The organism is Cytobacillus oceanisediminis (assembly GCF_003182355.1).
Taxonomy (GTDB): Bacteria; Bacillota; Bacilli; order Bacillales; family Cytobacillaceae; genus Cytobacillus; species Cytobacillus oceanisediminis_A.
On sequence record NZ_QGTW01000001.1, the window covers coordinates 877459 to 893641 of the forward strand.

Consider the following 16183-nt stretch of genomic DNA (forward strand, 5'->3'; position numbering starts at 1 on the left):
CAACCAACCTTATTTATCAATGTTTTTTAATCACAAAATCTATTAAAAAACAATTTATTAGAATGGAGCCTAAAGAAAAGACACTGGTCATACACCGGTGTCTTTTCGGTGATTGAAGTATTTCAATACATGGGTTGCATACAAGAACAATTCTTAGGATTCTCTGCTGGACATCCTCCCTCCCCTGGCGTATACTAGCCATATTTATGTAAAAGATTAGCAGTTTTACAGAAAGAAAGGTGTTTGTAATGTTTCATAATCCAACAGGAAAAGAACGGATTGCCCTGGCTTTTCTCCTTAGCATGCTCGGAATTCTGGGGCCATTCAATATTGATATGTATTTACCGAGCTTTCCGGATATTGCGGAGGATTTGAGTGCGCGTGCCTCACTTGTTCAGCTGAGTTTAACGGCGTGTTTGATCGGGCTTGCCGTTGGACAGGTTATCGTTGGGCCACTTAGTGATGCCCATGGACGAAGAAAGCCTCTTTTAATTGGCATTTCTCTTTTTGCACTATCCTCCCTTTTATGTGCGATTGCTCCAAATATCACAACCTTTATTGCTGCCCGCTTTCTGCAGGGCTTAACCGCTTCAGCCGGGATTGTCCTCTCTCGTGCAGTTGTTCGCGATGTGTTCAGCGGAAAAGAACTGACAAAATTTTTCGCACTGCTGATGGTTATCAATGCCACAGCTCCCATGATTGCGCCAATGACAGGCGGAGCACTTCTGCTTCTGCCTTTCGCCAGCTGGGAAACCATATTTTATTTTCTATGCCTGCTTGGGATTTTTATTACGATGGTAATCTACTTGCGTTTAAAAGAAACGCTTCCGCCAGAAAAACGGGTTCCCAGCTCGATCGGGAATTCAGTTAGGAGTATGGGGGGCTTGTTCAAGGACCGTTCATTCATTGGCTATGCTTTAATTGTAGGGTTTATTCATGGGGGAAGCTTTGCTTATGTCTCCGGAACGCCTTTCGTTTATCAGGGGATTTATGGGGTTTCGCCACAGGTTTTTAGCATACTTTTTGGCATTAATGGCTTGGCCATTATTACAGGGAGCTTCCTTATCGGCCGATTTGCGGGAATTATCCCGGAAAGGAGCCTGCTGCGAACAGCAGTCTGTATCGCTGTTAGCGCCACCTCTGTACTTTTGGTTATGACGATTATCAAGGGACCGCTGTTCATGCTTGTCATCCCCATCTTCATTTACATGACTTCCATGGGGATGATCATTACAAGCTCATTTACACTGGCTATGAAAAATCAGGGACAGCGTGCTGGAAGCGCTAGCGCTGTGATCGGCATGCTGCCTTTAGTGCTCGGTTCAGCTGTCTCCCCTCTTGTCAGCATTGATGAAACAACCGCTGTCCCAATGGGAACCATATTATTTGTCACTTCTTTTATTGGCTTCATCGCCTTTTTCACATTGACAAAAGAAAAAAATAAAAGAAGCAGCACAAACTTGAATTTGCATGCGGAGGGGTAATTCCCCCCCGTATTTTTTCAGAGTCTTACTTCATAACTTCCTCTAATATGTATGGAAGTTCCCTCAGTTTCTTCATCATCAAGCCACTGCCATTTTTCATATAACATGGTACGCCCATCTGGCAAGATTTTAGGTGTAGATATGCATGTACCACCTCTAATTTCATTTTTTCTATTCACGTGATTGTATCTAAACTCTAAGCTACTATCCTCTTTTACCAAGCCGATAAGCGTTCCTTGTATAATCTCTCCCCCGCTATAGGTCGCAGAAATAATACCCCCTTCTTGTTTGTAATTGAAAAAATACCTTGGAAGAAACTTCCCCATTGGCTGTATTTTCAACTGAAACAAATGTACGGCCATTATAATACATCATATGATCCATCCCCTTTTAAATATTCTACGTTTTGATCTCTATTGCGTTTAAATGCAAAGATAACTAAATACAAACTTATAACAAGTATAACCAGACAGTAGGTGAGATTTTGCGAGATTCCCACAATATCACCCCAGCTGTCTTTCCCGTTAACTAGGAGCTGAAACACTAAACCTCCCAATAATATCAATAATGCATACTTGGATTTTTTCGATAAGAAACCTAAACTCCCGCCAAGAATTCCGCCAATAGCAGACGTACCAAACCAAATCGCATAAATGATCGCTTGCTCTTTAAACGGGAGTGGAATCGTGTCAACCTTATAAAAAAAATAAAATGTAATAGAAGCAATTGTATAAATGGAACCTAGGAATGCAGCTTCTTTCATATCCTTTGCAAATAAATACCCAACTAGCAGCGCAAGGATAAACCACATTGGCAACGAGTTGATCATGATGTCCAAATACGAAATAATAAATTCAAGGATTGTAACACCATCACCTAAATAGGGAAGATTGTCAGAAATAACGGAGAAAACAGCAACAATTAACCCAACAATAAGCATAAATTTAATTAAGCTGCTCCGAGTATTTGTATATTTTGCCACCAAGAAAGATTGCTCCTTTATTTTAAAATTCAAAGTTAACGCTGCCTGTCTTATCTTTTAGTAAATATAACTATACTTTCTTAATATCTCCTTTAATGATTGAGTACATATATAAATCATCGAATTTGCCGCGTGTATATTCATAATGCCGCAGCAACCCCTCTCTTATAAAACCCTGTCTTTCAACCAGCTTTTGCGAAGATAGATTGGGAGGTTCAATCAATGCCTCTATTCTCTCTAACTGAAGGTTTTCAAAACCATACTTAACAACGGCTGCCACTGCTTCACTGGCAATTCCTTTCCCCCAATATTCTTTGCTCAATTCATATCCAATTTCACTGCGATAATGTTTGGCTGCCCTATTAAGAAAACCGCAGCTTCCTATTATCTTTCCGGATTCTTTAAGTGCAATTCCCCATCTAATTCCCGTACCTTGTTCATATATGGATTGATACCATTCGATCTCTTCATTGACCTCTTTAATCGTTTGGCAGGGGTCGATCCCCATATGTTTGACAACTTCTATATCTGACAGATAGGCCAGCATATCATGAGCATCTTCTTTTGTTACCTCTCTTAAAATTAGCCTTTTTGTTTCAAGTTTAGGAAATCCGTTTCGCAAAAATACCCTTCCTCTCCTTATTTATATGAGTTTGCTTATTTACCACTATACCAAATATCAATCAATCAGAAGGAATAAAAATCCAATCCATACTAATAAGTGGTAAATACTTCAAACTAACCCATTTCTATGGTAAACTCTATAATTAAGCAATTGCCAATGATATACATAAGTGTTCAATATAGAGAAGGATTTTTGTGAAATGATATGTATTAAGGATGCTGTTGCATGCTGCTATTGTTCTCTCAGCATGCAGCAGTGAAAAAGAGGAGGTAACAGCTAAAACACCTGCCAAGGAAAAGGAAAAACCGGAAGAAAATCAGGAATCCATTTTATCAGAATCAGAGAATACTAGTTTGGAAGTGTCCCAGGAAAGTTTGCTGAACATGCCGCCTGGAACGCTCATGGACAGACTTTCTTACGAAGAGTACATCGAAGAAGTTGGATTTAATTCACCTGAAACAGATCCTGAGCTTAAAAACAAGATGGCGCCCAGGCTTGAAGAATTGGCAAAAGAAACAACAGAAACCGATTCAATCAAGAAAGGCCTGGTTGTGCTGCTTGCCAGTCCGCACTATAAAGATGTCATTGAAAAAGCAAATGCTTATGAACCGGATTTTGAGGAACCCTACCTGCCTGATCCTGCCAAGTCGAATGGGTCGAGAAAATGAAGGCATTGAAAAAAGAGGGCGGGGATATTTGGTAATTAAGCTGGCAGGCAACGAGGTTACCGGACTACGCTCGGAGACTATTTGCTCTGAGCGTTTTTATTAAATTAAAATATCCGTTTCTTTAAGAAGCATTAAATGTTCCCTCAAAATAAACAGCAAGGAAAAAGCCTATTACAAATATGGAAACCACAAAGGAAAAGATCGTAATCACAACTTTCAGTTTAGTTGAAATACCTTTAAACCGTTCAAATAAATTAAGGGCTAATCGAAAATACGAAAACACAATAATTAACAGGATTATCGTCCTGACAATGTCCGAATGACTATAGTCACTCAAAGGCTTCCGAAAATTATCATCTGCATAAAAGAAAGATAACTGAAAAATGGCATGTAAGAAAAAACTGTATAGGAAAAAATTTATGAACTTCAAATGATTGGTTTCCTTCTGATAGTCGTTACTCCTATTTTTACAATTTATTCTTAAGCTACAGCGATCGGGTTAAATTTGAATAATTTTCAAATATATGTTTTACAAAAACAACAGCGGGAATGAACAAAATAACTAACCAATGCCACTGGGAGGTGTAATGATGAATTTTCTCTGTTACAAGGCAATGGAAGCATTTAAAAAAGATGCTGAACGCCAGACAACAGGCAAACTTCAAACAGTAAAATCAAATGATAAAAAGCCCAAATAAATTTGATTACATTTGAAAAGTTCATTTGTTTAACCCCGTCATCCCTTTGGATGACTTTTTTAGTTTCTTTTTTGTTTTATATATTCATTAACGACCTTTTTTAGGGTTCATCAAGAGAAGTACTCTTTTCCGGCTTTTTTTTGCTTCAAACAAAATAGCTGCCATGAATGGCAGCACGTATTAAAACCCTTATTCCACTGCCCAGACTTGTTCTTTCGCCTTAAGCAGCTGAATATAAATTCCTGTTATCGTCTGGGTGAATAAGAAGATTGGGAATGAATGGGCCAGGCGGTAACCATTTTGCATAGTTAAAATTCCCGCCTTTGTCAAAAGCCATTGAAATGCGACTCCCAATAAAGCCCAGACCAAAACATAAAGAATGAAAGTCTTTTTGCTGATCCTAAACCTTTCGTAAAAATAAAAAAAGAAGTACCCAAAAGGAGCAAACAACAAATAATAAATAACATCTGTCACTTCATAATTATTTAAATCATTTACCCTATAAAAATCTGTCTGTCCTCCGCCAATCGTGAAATCATATAAGACCCCTATAGTAAGTCCCCAAAGCAAACTTAAAATTCTAATTTGAGGTGCAAGATTGTTGGGTTTCCTGCTCAAAAGAAAATAGACCAAATAGGCGATACCAGTCATGATTAAAAGAATAACTTCATTCTGGTCGAAACTCTCCCAAAATTTCATGCTCCTCTCACCCCTTTTGTTTTGGTATTTTCAAAATATTTTAAGGAGTAGCAGGCCAGTAGATGCAATATCGATAAGTAAATGATCTCATACAGGATGGTCCAGGTTTTATACTCCAAAATGTCAAAATAACGAGCAATTGCAATACTGAAGACAAGGAATAATACGGATAACGCCGTTTTGACCACTTTCGATCCGAAGGTATTCGCTGTTCTATAAAGATTTATGGCTATCACAATCACTAATGGAAGCGTAATGCTGCGATGAATCAAAAAAGCGGTATAATCCAATGCCCGATCCGATATTTCAGCCAATTTCAATTCCTCATATACAATCCACGTAACATTAATATTAAGAACAAGAGTAAACAAATATACAAAGGTATTTTCAATAAACGTTAGCTTCTTATTTATTACTGTATATAATACCGTTATAAGCCAGGCCAAAAAGACTAAAAGGACAAACCCCAAAACACATCATCCCCATATTTTTTTGTTAGTATTTACTGGGAAAATAGAGTTTATTCTATACAAAAAAAAACGACAGCTGCCAGTCGTTTTGATTTGAATTATTTAATTAACCCTGAGCTAAACGGTTTCCCGTTCGATCAATTTAACAACGATTTCTTCATGGGAATTTTCTTTATTATCTTTGGCTTGAAGAAATAATTTTCTTCCTATTTCAACTAAAGGGATTTCTAGTGTTGTGATGTGCATAATTTTAGCAATCGGCTGATTATCGAATCCCATTATCGCTAGGTCATTGGGTATGCTAATGCCCTTTTCTTTACAAAAAGTTAAAATCCCGGCAGCCACAATGTCACTAGTAACTAATAATGCTGTTGGCGGGACGGACATTTGAGTTAAGCGCTGAACCACTTGAACTCCATCTTCAAAATTTAAACAGTCATAAAAAATATAATCTTGCTCATACGGTTCATTTATTTTATACAAAAAGTCTTTATAAGCCCTTCCTCTTTGCTGGCTATTTGCGCCCGATTTTCTGCCAATGCAATAACCGATTTTCTGATGGCCCTTTTTATGCAGAAACTCCAGTGCTTTAAAGAAGGTCTGATAATGGTCGATAAAGGTTGAAGAAACGTTTTGCTCCCTCGCATCTTCGCAAAGAACAATTGGACCATACTGCACATACTCATTGATCATATCCCATTCACAAACCCTGGAACAAATAATTAATGCATCTATCTGCTTAAGCTGGAGCATTTCTAATGCTTCAATTTCCCTGTTTACCTCGTAATTCGTTTGGAATAAGACTAATTTATAGTTGTTATTAACTGCTTCATTCGCTATCCCTTCGACTAACAGGCCAAAGTATGGATGATTTGTAAAAGGGACCACAACACCTATTAGGAGAGTTTCACCTTTACTTAAATGGACTGCATTAATGTTCCGCTGATAATTACATTCCTCAATCGCCCGCCTGACAGCTTCCTTTTTTTCTTTACTGACATAAGGATGATTGTTCAGTACACGGGATACGGTTGTAACAGATACTCCTGCCAACTTTGCTATATCTTTGATATTTGCCACTTACTCACCTTTTTTCATTACTTTCCCTTGCTCTGAAACGCGTTTCATCATTTATGCTTTCACTATCACAAAAGGAGGTATCCAATATGGTTATCCTATTAGGGATTCTGTGTTTAATTATTTTGTGTAGTTCAATTCTAATATTATCATCAATTTCCGTTTCTCTGTACCAAAAAAAGGACAACATAAAGAAGGAATCTGCAAGGAAGGAAGAAGATTATTACAGCTTTTTATTTGATGTTTATGGAGAAAAACATTACTTATAATCATAAGTGGCAAATTAATCGAACACGCACACAAACAGGAGGGGTCGACTCCTGTTTGTACATATAAATTCTTTGAAATCCAGCCTATAATTTTTTGGATTTCAGATGTATAGTTACATGTATCACTGTTTGAGAGGATGGATTTTTTTGTTTATAAAACTTACAAAAGAACAGCAGCAAAAGATGATTTCGGACATTCAAACCTTTTTTTCTCAAGAGAGAGGCGAAGAAATATCGGAATTTAGTGCGGAAAGAGTCTTGGATTTTGCTAAAGAGTCACTTGCACCACATTTCTACAACGCGGCTATTGCTGATGTAAAGCATGTAGTTGAGCAGCAATATGCTTCAATGGAAGATGAAATCTTAACGCTGGAACGCCCGATTAAATAACAAGATACTATAAAAAAGGAAGGACCAAAAACCGCTGAAGCTTATCAGCGGTTTTCAAATTGATTATAATCTAACTTTTATTGGATGGGGGGCACTGCTGCATGATCCCATTAAACTACAAAGTCTGTTTTAAGTAAGTTTATTTGGATTTCTCATTACCCAAAGTAATCCATAACACAGTTAAAAATAAGCAAATAGCTCCCGCTAGCCAGAATAAATTCGCCAATCCTATTTTTTGTTCAAGAGTATATCCAATCATCGGCCCAAGTGCCGCGGCTAAGTCTACTATTATAGTAAAAGTAGTCATAATCAAGACCTTGTTTGGAACTCTTGATGAATAACCAGTGACTATATCATCCATTATTGTTGTTAAAACAGAAGCAACTAAAAGATGTATAAATATAATAGGAAGCCAAATGAGTATCGGAACATTCATCGGAATAATGAAATAAAGCAGGAATGCACTAGCCAGGAAGATAGATAAGATGAAATTTTTTTGTTCCGTTTTATCAAGCATATTTCCAATTTTCATTACTATAAAAGGTGCTACTCCCCACCTTATTGCCTGGATAATGCCTGCTAATGTTGCAGCCCCGGCAATAATCCCCAAAAAATTAATATTATCGGTGAATTTAACCTCTATAATATGACTTAATGTGGCAGTTAACATTCCGTCAAGCAGCATCATAATTAGAAATGAGGTACCCTAATATCATTACAAGACGTTTATTTAAAATTGAATTTATGTTTGTTAAGATCGAGGAATTTTTCTCCATCGCTTAATTAATTAGCATTAACACAGCTTAATAAAAAAAGAAGACCTTTGGAAGCAAAGGCCTTCTTTTTATGAATTGGTTATACCTTTAACAGCAATCACTTTCATTTCCTAAAAGTACAAGGCCATTTGCTTCCTTGTTAAAATCAAGAACTAAATTCTCTGTAACACTTTCAATGTCAGAATCAATGGCCACCTTAATGTCGTTAATCGTGACTACTTTATCATTTTCTTCTGGCTCATCCAGAGCCAGTCCCACTTTTGGCTGTCCTCAGCCAAAGCCTGCAAAATAAAAACGGATGTTTTTGGCACCTTGTTCTTGAAGCATTTTCTTCAAGAAGTCACGAGCTTGATCTGTTATATTCACTTTCTCCTCACCTCTAATTTATATATATGAACCCTTTACTATTTTAACATTAAGCATTTGGATATAGGCGCTGCAAAGACTCTTTCATCTCCGGTTTCACATTAATTTGGGGCCGAACTGACTTTGCCATTTTTTCCGCTTCTTCGATGGACTTTGCTTTACCTAGTGATAATAATGTTCCGATTGCTACCGTTCCTGTTCGATTGCTTCCGCCTCCACAATGGAAATAGACCTTTTTGCCTTCGTTATAGGCTTTTACGACGTGACCGATGGATTTTTGAATGGATTCATCTTGTTTACCAGCGTCATCGACAATCGGGCTATGAATTCGCTCATATGGAGTTTCTGATGATTCGGCCCGCAAGTCAAAGATAACATCGGCTTTTTCACTCTCGATTACATCTTTCGCATCATCGGCACCCCCAATGAAAATACGGTTTTTAATTAATTCATGATAATTTTTATTAGCCATGGCCGCTCCACCTTTAATTAAGAATAAGTAATAAACTTTTTCATTACTTCATATCCCGTGTTTTCTTCACTCATTAAGGGGACAATAGCCGCTTTCCTGCTTAGTTCCTCTGTCACTTTTTTAATCCATTGGATTTCAGCCTGGGCTCTTCCCCTTAAAACAGGATCCTTTGTTTCAGTAGCATACAGACTTTGATTGATCAACCACCATTTTGGAGAAATTCCGGCACGATTTAAATCATCCTGCAGCCTGCTTGCTTCCAGTACTGGTGTTGCCTCTGCCAATGAAACAATCACTACACCTGTTTCTTTAGGATTTCTCAATCTCGGCAGAAGGCTCTTCACACTGTCTGGTATTTCGCCTGTGGAGCGAGCCAATTCTTTATGGTAAGACTGGGCCGCATCTAATAGAAGCAGTGTATGCCCTGACGGAGCTGTATCAATTACGACAATTTCATCATTTGATTTAGCAACGACTTCTGCAAATGCACGGAATACCGCAATTTCTTCTGTACATGGCGAATTTAAATCTTCCTCAATATAAGCAATTGCCTCTTCATCAAGCTCGCTGCTTACTTTTGATAAAACCTCCGTTTTGTATGCCTCTACTTCTTTTTTGGGATCTATGCGACTAATGGTTAAGTTCTGATTTAGAGCGCTATTTTTAAATACAAAATCAAGGTGTGCCGCTGGGTCTGTTGTGGTTAAATGGACTTTATGGCCTTTTTCAACCATGCCAACGGCGATAGCAGATGCCATAGTGGTTTTGCCAACTCCGCCTTTTCCCATCGTAAAAATAACTCTTGTATGATTGGATGAAAAGTCATTAATAACTTCACTCAATCCCGGCAATCTGAATGCTTGCTTATCACCGATCGTTTCTGCTTCCGGCAATGTATATTGCTTAAATAAATAACGGAGATTTTTTAATCCAGTCAGCGAATACGAAACAAATGGCAGCGAGTAAGTCCCGATCTGCTTTAAATCATGCGGTATTTGTTTTAAAGCATTTCGCTGTCGGTTATATAAGGATGATGAAATTTGGTCATCAGGGATATGTGTTTGCATTAATCCATTAATAATGAGTGCTTGATTTTTGATGCCAATTTCTCTTAATTCTTTGGATGCACGTTCTGCCTCAAGGAGGGAAGAATCATCTGGCCGTGCCACCAGTACAAGGGTGGTTTGAGCTGGGTCAGCAAGAGCCTCCATAGTCCTGGCATAGATTTGCCTCTTTTCAGCCAATCCGGATAAAGGACCTAAGCAGGAAGCACCATGTGTGCTTTCTTCCAGGAATCCGCTCCATGCAGTAGGAAGCTGAAGCAGGCGCAGGGTATGGCCAGTAGGTGCTGTATCAAAAATAATATGATCATATGATTCCACAATAGAAGAGTCTGATAGCAAATTAGTGAACTCATCAAAAGCGGCAATCTCCACCGTACAAGCCCCTGAAAGCTGCTCTTCCATCGTTGCCACAACGGTATCTGGCAGCTTTCCGCGATAAGGTCCGATTATTTTATCGCGATAAGCGCGGGCCGCTTCTTCAGGATCCAAATTACAGGCAGCAAGATTTTGAACACTTGGAATAGCCATCGGTGCATTCGTTAACTCCACTTCCAGGACATCCTGCAGATTGGATGCAGGATCTGTACTGACAAGCAAAACTTTCTTTCCCTCATCTGCCAATTTAACAGCGGATGCACAAGCAGTTGATGTTTTTCCTACACCGCCTTTACCGGTAAAGAACAGAAATTTTGTGTTCGCGACCATTTCGGTACTAAATGGCTGAAACATAATAACGTTCCACTCCCTTCTATATTAAATCAAGCTTCTTGATGACTTTTGGTTTTTTCTCAGCAAGTTCCTCCACTATGATGCCAAACCACTCGGCAAGTTCAGCATTTGCAGGGTATTTTCCTTCCTTAACCACCGTACCATTCAATAATGTGACCGGCAGAGCATCAGGGCCCTTTTCATGCAGAACTTTGTTCACTTCTTTATTATCTGCAAATGCTGAAGGTTCGCTTCCCAAGTTATAACGTTTAATATCGAAACCCTTTTTTTCCAGCGCAAAGACTGCGGCTGCCATTCTTGTTAATTCCGGGTCAACACTCGGTCCGCATACCCCAGTCGGACAGCATAATGCTGGATCAAAAACTTCAACTTTGTTCATGTCAGTCAGCTCCTTTAAAAATCAAATAAGCATATACTTTTCACTTTTGTTAAAAGAAAAGCCAAGAGAGTAAATTCTCCTGGCTATCCTATTTTACTTTCCAGTATCAGCAAACGTTTTGATGCGGTCGCCAATTTCATCACGGACGCGCTGGAAGAATGCCCATTTTTCTTCCTCTGTTCCTTTTGCTTTGGCCGGGTCGTCAAATCCCCAATGCTCACGCTTCACATGAGGAGGGGTCATTGGGCACTTATCCGCTGCATCACCGCAAAGCGTAACAACTAGATCAGCATTATTTAAAATTTCAGGATCAATGATATCAGAAGTCTGGTTTGAAATATCAATGCCGGATTCTTTCATTGCTTTTACAGCATTCGGGTTTAAACCATGTGCTTCAATACCTGCACTGTATACATTCCACTCATCACTTAGATGCTTTTTTGCCCACCCTTCAGCCATTTGGCTGCGGCAAGAGTTACCAGTACATAGGAAGTAAATTGTTTTTTTTGACATGTTGAGATTCTCCTTTTTATACATAGTTTTTTACTAATAATTTCAAAAAATGGGCTCTGTTAAATAAGGGTATTGATTTAATCAACAATTAGCTTTATCACAGTTAAATAATCAATAACCAAATATATAAACCAACTAATGTGATGAACAATGTTGGAATGGTTAATATAATTCCAGTCTTAAAATATGTTCCCCATGAGATTTTTACACCCTTCAGCGATAAGACATGCAGCCATAGCAGTGTTGCAAGGGAACCGATCGGTGTAATTTTTGGACCAAGATCCGATCCAATTATATTTGCGTAAATCAGTGCTTCACGGATAACTCCGCTCGTATTGGTATCGGCAATAGCAAGGGCGTCAATCATAACAGTCGGCATATTATTCATTACAGATGAAAGAATAGCGGCAATGAATCCCATCCCGATTGTCGCGGCAAATAGCCCCTGGTCTGCAGTAAGCTGAATCAGATCAGCCAATACATTAGTCAAGCCAACATTTCTTAAGCCATACACAACAACATACATACCAATTGAGAAAAAAACGATGGCCCACGGTGCACCTTTCACAACTGTTCCTGTATTAACTGCCGTACTCCTTCTGGCCATCATCAAGAAGAAGATGGCGATGATTCCAGCGATGAATGAAACTGGTACACCAATATATTCACTTGCAAAGTAGCCGATTAGCAAAAGGCCCAGCACCATCCAGGACATCTTAAACATCTTATGGTCGCGAATTGCTTCATCCGGCTTTTTCAAATGCGATAGGTCATAATTCTTTGGAATGCTTTTCCTAAAAAATAAGTATAAGACAAGGATACTTGCGCCTAATGAAAAGAAGTTAGGAATGATCATTCTTGATGCAAATTCTGCAAACCCAATTCCAAAGAAGTCAGCAGATACAATATTAACCAGGTTGCTTACAACCAATGGAAGTGATGTTGTATCCGCTATAAATCCGCTTGCAATGATAAAAGGAAAAACCATTTTCTCGTTGAAATTAAGGTTTCTTACCATCGCAAGAACGATAGGTGTCAGTATAAGCGCCGCTCCATCGTTGGCAAAAAACGCAGCTACCAGCGCCCCTAAAATCGAAACGTAAACAAACATTCTCACGCCGTTTCCCTTCGCTGCTCTTGCCATGTGCAGTGCTGCCCACTCAAAAAAGCCAATCTCATCTAAAATAAGGGAAATTATGATGATAGCAATAAAGGCAAGAGTGGCATTCCAAACAATTGAAGTTACATCGATAACATCATTGAAGTCAACAACTCCGACGATCAATGCAAGAATGGCTCCTCCACAGGCAGACCATCCGATTGACAAGCCTTTAGGCTGCCAGATTACTAATATGAGGGTGACTAAGAAAATCACCGATGCTAGTATAATTTGAGTCAATGTGGTACCCCCTTTTTACTCACAGGAAATTCGCAGTCCCTGTTCTTCCAGCTCTTTTAATTTAAAATCCTGATTCGGAAGGTGATTCAACAGGTTCTGAACTAATGGATAATAGTCGCTTCCTTTATTTAACGAGTAAATAATCCATTGACCTCTTCTGGCTTCCCTCACAACCCCGGCATCTTTTAACTTCCGTAAATGCTGGCTAATTGCAGGCTGGCTCATTTTGAAAATCTCTACAAATTCACAAACACAGCAATCATTTGCATCTAAAATTTTCACCATGGTCAAACGAGTTTTATCGCCTAATAATTTCAAAATGGCTGCTGCTTTATCCATTTCCACTGTGGATACTTTCATCCGGCCATCACCTCCGCTTTACTTACATCAATATATAATAATCTGCTTATATAAGCAATTACTTTTATACCTCTTAACAAAATCTTAACATTATTATGGCTTTCATCTAAAAATATATAGTACTTCAAATAAAAAAGCCGCCAAAGTGGCAGCACCATTTTATCCTCTACATTTTTTGTCTTTTTACTTCCTCTAATTCCTCTAAATCCAAATGAGTTTGCGAATAGCCGTTAGCGACCCATTCTGATCTTAATGCGGCATCATATTGGGTAAGCCCTTTTTCTTCAGGGACTTTATCTGCATCTGCACTTTCAACTTGGTCAATTTTTTCACTATTCCTCATGTCTGTATCTTCAAGGACATCACAATTTTCTTTTTGTCTTTTTTTATAAGCCGAAGCTGCAAATGCAGCACCGCCAGCAGAAACAAGCGATCCTAACACAAGACCCATGGTTGATTTTTTCATGGTAAAACTCCTCCCATTAAAATGTTTTTCTCTTAATCTTTTAAATACCCGCTTCTAAAAGAATTATTCTCAAATCCAATAACTGTAAGAACTTGAAACAAAGTTGTTACGCAGTAAATAGACTTTAATACTCTGTCATATAGCTGTTCTTTTTCTGGAATAAATCAGTGGTATGATAATTCTGACTGCATTAACTTGGTAACGAGATTATACATAAAGAGAGTGAAAATAGATGCTGAATGTGACGGAAGCTGTAGAACAACTAATGTGTGCGGGCATTTCCGCCAGTGACAAGGAAGTCGTACGCTGGATTGAGGAAGGAAAAATTAAGGCGGAACGCAGCCAGCGTAGGAAAACTACCTATAAAATCAAAATAAAGGATCTTACTGATTTCATTTTCCAAAAACAAGCCGAAGAGCATCAGCGGCAATTGGAATGCATCCTTCAGGAAGTCAAAAGCCTTAAAGGCCAAATCGAAATCTTGCAGACCCGCATAAATATTGAGGAGTCTAAAGTTCGTTCCTTAAAGAAAATGGTCCATAAACAAAATGCCATTTCCGACACAGAATTGCACCCAGCTGAACTTTTGGGCTTACACGCGGAAACGGATGAGCAGTTAATTAAAAAGGAATTCAAAAAACTGCTAAAAGCCCTCCATCCCGACCGCGGCGGAGATGAAAGGCTCTTTAAAGTGTTTAATGAACATTACAGTAAGATGCAGTTATAAAAATCAGTGTACCCTGTTACTAAAATTAGTTGTGTATCATTTCTTTTTTCACAGGCAATAATTGCTCAGCTTCAAATAAAAACTTCAACAAGTTTTCATAATCTCGTGTTTGAAATATTAATTCCCTATTGTTAAACACATAAATATTCTGCTCATCGATTAGGTTCCCATCACCTAACTTTAGCGACTTCTGAATGGAAATGCTATCTACTAATTTGAAGTCATCATTCTGCGTAGATTTGAAAGGCTTCGTAAAGGAAGAATCACCGATTGTTGGAATGGGAGGCTTTTCCTCCATATATACCTTTTGTTTGTCAAAATAAAGCATAACAAGGAAAACTGCAAATATCCCTATTCCCCATAAGATTCTTTTCTTTAGCTGAAAGTTCTTAATCAGCTCGCTTCTTTCGTCTATTTCCACGTAATTACCCTCTCCTTAAAACAAACACTGAGTTATATATACGGGGAAAAGAGCAAAAAGTCCTATGAATTCACAGAAAATTTTATATCCTTTTAAAATAGTTGTTTGTTTAGAAACGAGATGGATTCGTTCCTTTACTTGCAATTAGGCTTATTCGTTACCCTACTCCCGAAGAACCACTATGGACTTCTTTAATTGGGCAGGCAATTCTTTTAATAATCATAGCATTACCTCTAATCAATCATTTGTGAATACGGTTTAAGGTTCTCGCTCTTTATCATACATTTAATCCATTCCAACTATATTGCTTCTTCTTTCCAACAAGATTGTATCACGCCAGACACCTTCCATTTTACCAATGCGCTCCCGGCGTCCAACCTCACGAAAACCACATTTCTTATGTAATTGAAGGCTGGCAGCATTTTCAGGAAAAACTCCGGCCTGCAATGTCCAATATCCGCTTTGTTCGCTTACACCAATTAAGGAAACCAAAAGTAAACGGCCAATGCCTTTTCCTTTGCTGTCTTGTTTAACATAAACACTTACCTCTGCAACCCCTGCATATACACATCTGCTTGAAACAAAACTTAATGCAGCCCAGCCTACAACTTTCCCTTCTGAACGGGCAACCAGCCGGCAATCTTGTATATGGCCGGCATCCCACCCTTCCCAGGCAGGAGCTTCTTTTTGAAAGGTTGCATGTCCAGTAGCTATTCCCTCAAGATAGATTTCCCGAACATCCTCCCAATCTTCCGACTGCATTCTATCAATTAATATATTACTTGCCATAGTGTCACCACCTTTTTCTCTTTCAATCTTCTCTTATTCAATGTAACTAAGTATTTTTCCTTTTTATAAGGATAATAGGCTCCATTTATATATCCCCCACCATAACTGTCTTCGGTTAGTTGATGATATATGGCCAATTTGACGGGGTATGACTGAAGTATATGATATATTAGCGATAGTGACGATATACCAGCCTCCAGTACAGCGGCTAGAGCAATTAACAGGTAATTTATGCCTCTCATTCGAGAAAACCGGCCTTTTTACCTGAACTATACCCCGGATAGCGGACACTGATAAAAAAGTGCCCCTTTCCGGGGTTTTTTGTGTTTCAATAGATTTAATGAATATGAGCGGAGGATT

The 16183-nt window shown here is 38.6% G+C and carries 21 protein-coding genes; 4 read left to right on the forward strand and 17 right to left on the reverse strand.

Going from position 1 to position 16183, the window contains the following annotated elements; translation table 11 throughout:
• The first annotated feature begins 248 nt into the window (after nucleotides 1-248).
• On the forward strand, nucleotides 249-1484 hold the full coding sequence (locus tag DFO73_RS04210) for a Bcr/CflA family efflux MFS transporter (RefSeq protein ID WP_110063484.1): 1236 nt from the start codon (nucleotides 249-251) through the stop codon (nucleotides 1482-1484).
• 17 nt (nucleotides 1485-1501) lie between these two features.
• Here DFO73_RS04210 and DFO73_RS04215 read toward each other — a convergent pair whose 3' ends face one another.
• The 3 genes from DFO73_RS04215 to DFO73_RS04225 form a co-directional block, all read right to left on the reverse strand.
• Nucleotides 1502-1846, reverse strand: coding sequence for a n-acetylglutamate synthase (locus tag DFO73_RS04215; RefSeq protein ID WP_258309213.1), 345 nt, complete (start codon nucleotides 1844-1846; stop codon nucleotides 1502-1504).
• Nucleotides 1846-2466: a hypothetical protein gene (locus tag DFO73_RS04220; protein WP_258309235.1), complete on the reverse strand. Its 621-nt coding sequence runs from the start codon at nucleotides 2464-2466 to the stop codon at nucleotides 1846-1848. The genes DFO73_RS04215 and DFO73_RS04220 overlap by 1 nt, the downstream gene beginning before the upstream one ends.
• A 70-nt stretch (nucleotides 2467-2536) precedes the next feature.
• A complete protein-coding gene (locus tag DFO73_RS04225) occupies nucleotides 2537-3088 on the reverse strand; it encodes a GNAT family N-acetyltransferase (protein ID WP_110063485.1) in 552 nt (183 codons plus the stop codon).
• 224 nt (nucleotides 3089-3312) lie between these two features.
• Between DFO73_RS04225 and DFO73_RS04230 the strand changes: the two genes are divergently transcribed.
• The gene (locus DFO73_RS04230; RefSeq protein WP_142669506.1) at nucleotides 3313-3759 is read left to right on the forward strand and encodes a hypothetical protein; all 447 of its coding nucleotides are present in this window, start codon (nucleotides 3313-3315) and stop codon (nucleotides 3757-3759) included.
• An 887-nt stretch (nucleotides 3760-4646) separates the two neighbouring features.
• Here the strand turns inward: DFO73_RS04230 and DFO73_RS04240 are convergent.
• The 3 genes from DFO73_RS04240 to DFO73_RS04250 form a co-directional block, all read right to left on the reverse strand.
• Nucleotides 4647-5156: a hypothetical protein gene (locus tag DFO73_RS04240; protein WP_110063488.1), complete on the reverse strand. Its 510-nt coding sequence runs from the start codon at nucleotides 5154-5156 to the stop codon at nucleotides 4647-4649.
• Complete coding sequence (locus DFO73_RS04245) at nucleotides 5153-5626, reverse strand: hypothetical protein (protein ID WP_110063489.1); 474 nt, start codon at nucleotides 5624-5626, stop codon at nucleotides 5153-5155. Before DFO73_RS04245 ends, DFO73_RS04240 begins: the two co-directional genes overlap by 4 nt.
• A 117-nt stretch (nucleotides 5627-5743) precedes the next feature.
• Complete coding sequence (locus DFO73_RS04250) at nucleotides 5744-6706, reverse strand: LacI family DNA-binding transcriptional regulator (RefSeq protein ID WP_110063490.1); 963 nt, start codon at nucleotides 6704-6706, stop codon at nucleotides 5744-5746.
• 413 nt (nucleotides 6707-7119) lie between these two features.
• Between DFO73_RS04250 and DFO73_RS04260 the strand changes: the two genes are divergently transcribed.
• A complete protein-coding gene (locus tag DFO73_RS04260) occupies nucleotides 7120-7362 on the forward strand; it encodes a DUF2164 domain-containing protein (protein WP_110063492.1) in 243 nt (80 codons plus the stop codon).
• A gap of 139 nt (nucleotides 7363-7501) precedes the next feature.
• Here the strand turns inward: DFO73_RS04260 and DFO73_RS04265 are convergent, their stop codons facing one another.
• From DFO73_RS04265 to DFO73_RS04300, 9 genes are all read right to left on the reverse strand, one after another.
• Nucleotides 7502-8032 (reverse strand): hypothetical protein, encoded by a 531-nt coding sequence (locus tag DFO73_RS04265; protein ID WP_181395911.1) that lies wholly within the window; start codon nucleotides 8030-8032, stop codon nucleotides 7502-7504.
• 193 nt (nucleotides 8033-8225) lie between these two features.
• Nucleotides 8226-8396, reverse strand: a complete 171-nt coding sequence (locus DFO73_RS29160) for a hypothetical protein (protein ID WP_181395920.1) — start codon at nucleotides 8394-8396, stop codon at nucleotides 8226-8228.
• A gap of 157 nt (nucleotides 8397-8553) precedes the next feature.
• Nucleotides 8554-8976 (reverse strand): protein-tyrosine phosphatase family protein, encoded by a 423-nt coding sequence (locus tag DFO73_RS04270; RefSeq protein WP_110063494.1) that lies wholly within the window; start codon nucleotides 8974-8976, stop codon nucleotides 8554-8556.
• Between the two features lie 17 nt (nucleotides 8977-8993).
• Nucleotides 8994-10769: an arsenical pump-driving ATPase gene (gene arsA, locus DFO73_RS04275; RefSeq protein ID WP_110063495.1), complete on the reverse strand. Its 1776-nt coding sequence runs from the start codon at nucleotides 10767-10769 to the stop codon at nucleotides 8994-8996.
• Nucleotides 10770-10788: 19 nt separating this feature from the next.
• Nucleotides 10789-11148, reverse strand: a complete 360-nt coding sequence (arsD, locus tag DFO73_RS04280) for an arsenite efflux transporter metallochaperone ArsD (RefSeq protein ID WP_110063496.1) — start codon at nucleotides 11146-11148, stop codon at nucleotides 10789-10791.
• Between the two features lie 93 nt (nucleotides 11149-11241).
• Complete coding sequence (gene arsC / locus DFO73_RS04285; protein WP_110063497.1) at nucleotides 11242-11661, reverse strand: arsenate reductase (thioredoxin); 420 nt, start codon at nucleotides 11659-11661, stop codon at nucleotides 11242-11244.
• Nucleotides 11662-11764: 103 nt separating this feature from the next.
• A complete protein-coding gene (locus DFO73_RS04290) occupies nucleotides 11765-13060 on the reverse strand; it encodes an arsenic transporter (protein ID WP_110063498.1) in 1296 nt (431 codons plus the stop codon).
• 15 nt (nucleotides 13061-13075) lie between these two features.
• Entirely contained in the window at nucleotides 13076-13420 is a 345-nt protein-coding gene (locus DFO73_RS04295) for an ArsR/SmtB family transcription factor (RefSeq protein WP_110063499.1), read from the reverse strand.
• A 166-nt stretch (nucleotides 13421-13586) separates the two neighbouring features.
• Nucleotides 13587-13886 carry a hypothetical protein gene (locus tag DFO73_RS04300; protein ID WP_110063500.1) on the reverse strand — a complete coding sequence of 100 codons (300 nt, stop codon included), beginning with the start codon at nucleotides 13884-13886 and terminating at the stop codon, nucleotides 13587-13589.
• 232 nt (nucleotides 13887-14118) lie between these two features.
• Between DFO73_RS04300 and DFO73_RS04305 the strand changes: the two genes are divergently transcribed.
• A complete protein-coding gene (locus DFO73_RS04305) occupies nucleotides 14119-14613 on the forward strand; it encodes a J domain-containing protein (RefSeq protein ID WP_258309216.1) in 495 nt (164 codons plus the stop codon).
• 25 nt (nucleotides 14614-14638) lie between these two features.
• Here the strand turns inward: DFO73_RS04305 and DFO73_RS04310 are convergent, their stop codons facing one another.
• A complete protein-coding gene (locus tag DFO73_RS04310) occupies nucleotides 14639-15034 on the reverse strand; it encodes a hypothetical protein (RefSeq protein ID WP_110063501.1) in 396 nt (131 codons plus the stop codon).
• A 285-nt stretch (nucleotides 15035-15319) separates the two neighbouring features.
• A complete protein-coding gene (locus DFO73_RS04315) occupies nucleotides 15320-15823 on the reverse strand; it encodes a GNAT family N-acetyltransferase (RefSeq protein WP_110063502.1) in 504 nt (167 codons plus the stop codon).
• Nucleotides 15824-16183 lie beyond the last annotated feature (360 nt).

Bases quoted from the DNA above. Each gene is read 5' to 3' on its own strand.
- DFO73_RS04210 (WP_110063484.1), top strand. From the start codon at position 249: ATGTTTCATAATCCAACAGGAAAAGAACGGATTGCCCTGGCTTTTCTC.
- DFO73_RS04215 (WP_258309213.1), bottom strand. From the start codon at position 1,846: ATGGCCGTACATTTGTTTCAGTTGAAAATACAGCCAATGGGGAAGTTT.
- DFO73_RS04240 (WP_110063488.1), bottom strand. From the start codon at position 5,156: ATGAAATTTTGGGAGAGTTTCGACCAGAATGAAGTTATTCTTTTAATC.
- DFO73_RS04265 (WP_181395911.1), bottom strand. From the start codon at position 8,032: ATGTTAACTGCCACATTAAGTCATATTATAGAGGTTAAATTCACCGAT.
- DFO73_RS04270 (WP_110063494.1), bottom strand. From the start codon at position 8,976: ATGGCTAATAAAAATTATCATGAATTAATTAAAAACCGTATTTTCATT.
- arsA (WP_110063495.1), bottom strand. From the start codon at position 10,769: ATGTTTCAGCCATTTAGTACCGAAATGGTCGCGAACACAAAATTTCTG.
- arsD (WP_110063496.1), bottom strand. From the start codon at position 11,148: ATGAACAAAGTTGAAGTTTTTGATCCAGCATTATGCTGTCCGACTGGG.
- arsC (WP_110063497.1), bottom strand. From the start codon at position 11,661: ATGTCAAAAAAAACAATTTACTTCCTATGTACTGGTAACTCTTGCCGC.
- DFO73_RS04295 (WP_110063499.1), bottom strand. From the start codon at position 13,420: ATGAAAGTATCCACAGTGGAAATGGATAAAGCAGCAGCCATTTTGAAA.
- DFO73_RS04300 (WP_110063500.1), bottom strand. From the start codon at position 13,886: ATGAAAAAATCAACCATGGGTCTTGTGTTAGGATCGCTTGTTTCTGCT.
- DFO73_RS04305 (WP_258309216.1), top strand. From the start codon at position 14,119: ATGCTGAATGTGACGGAAGCTGTAGAACAACTAATGTGTGCGGGCATT.
- DFO73_RS04315 (WP_110063502.1), bottom strand. From the start codon at position 15,823: ATGGCAAGTAATATATTAATTGATAGAATGCAGTCGGAAGATTGGGAG.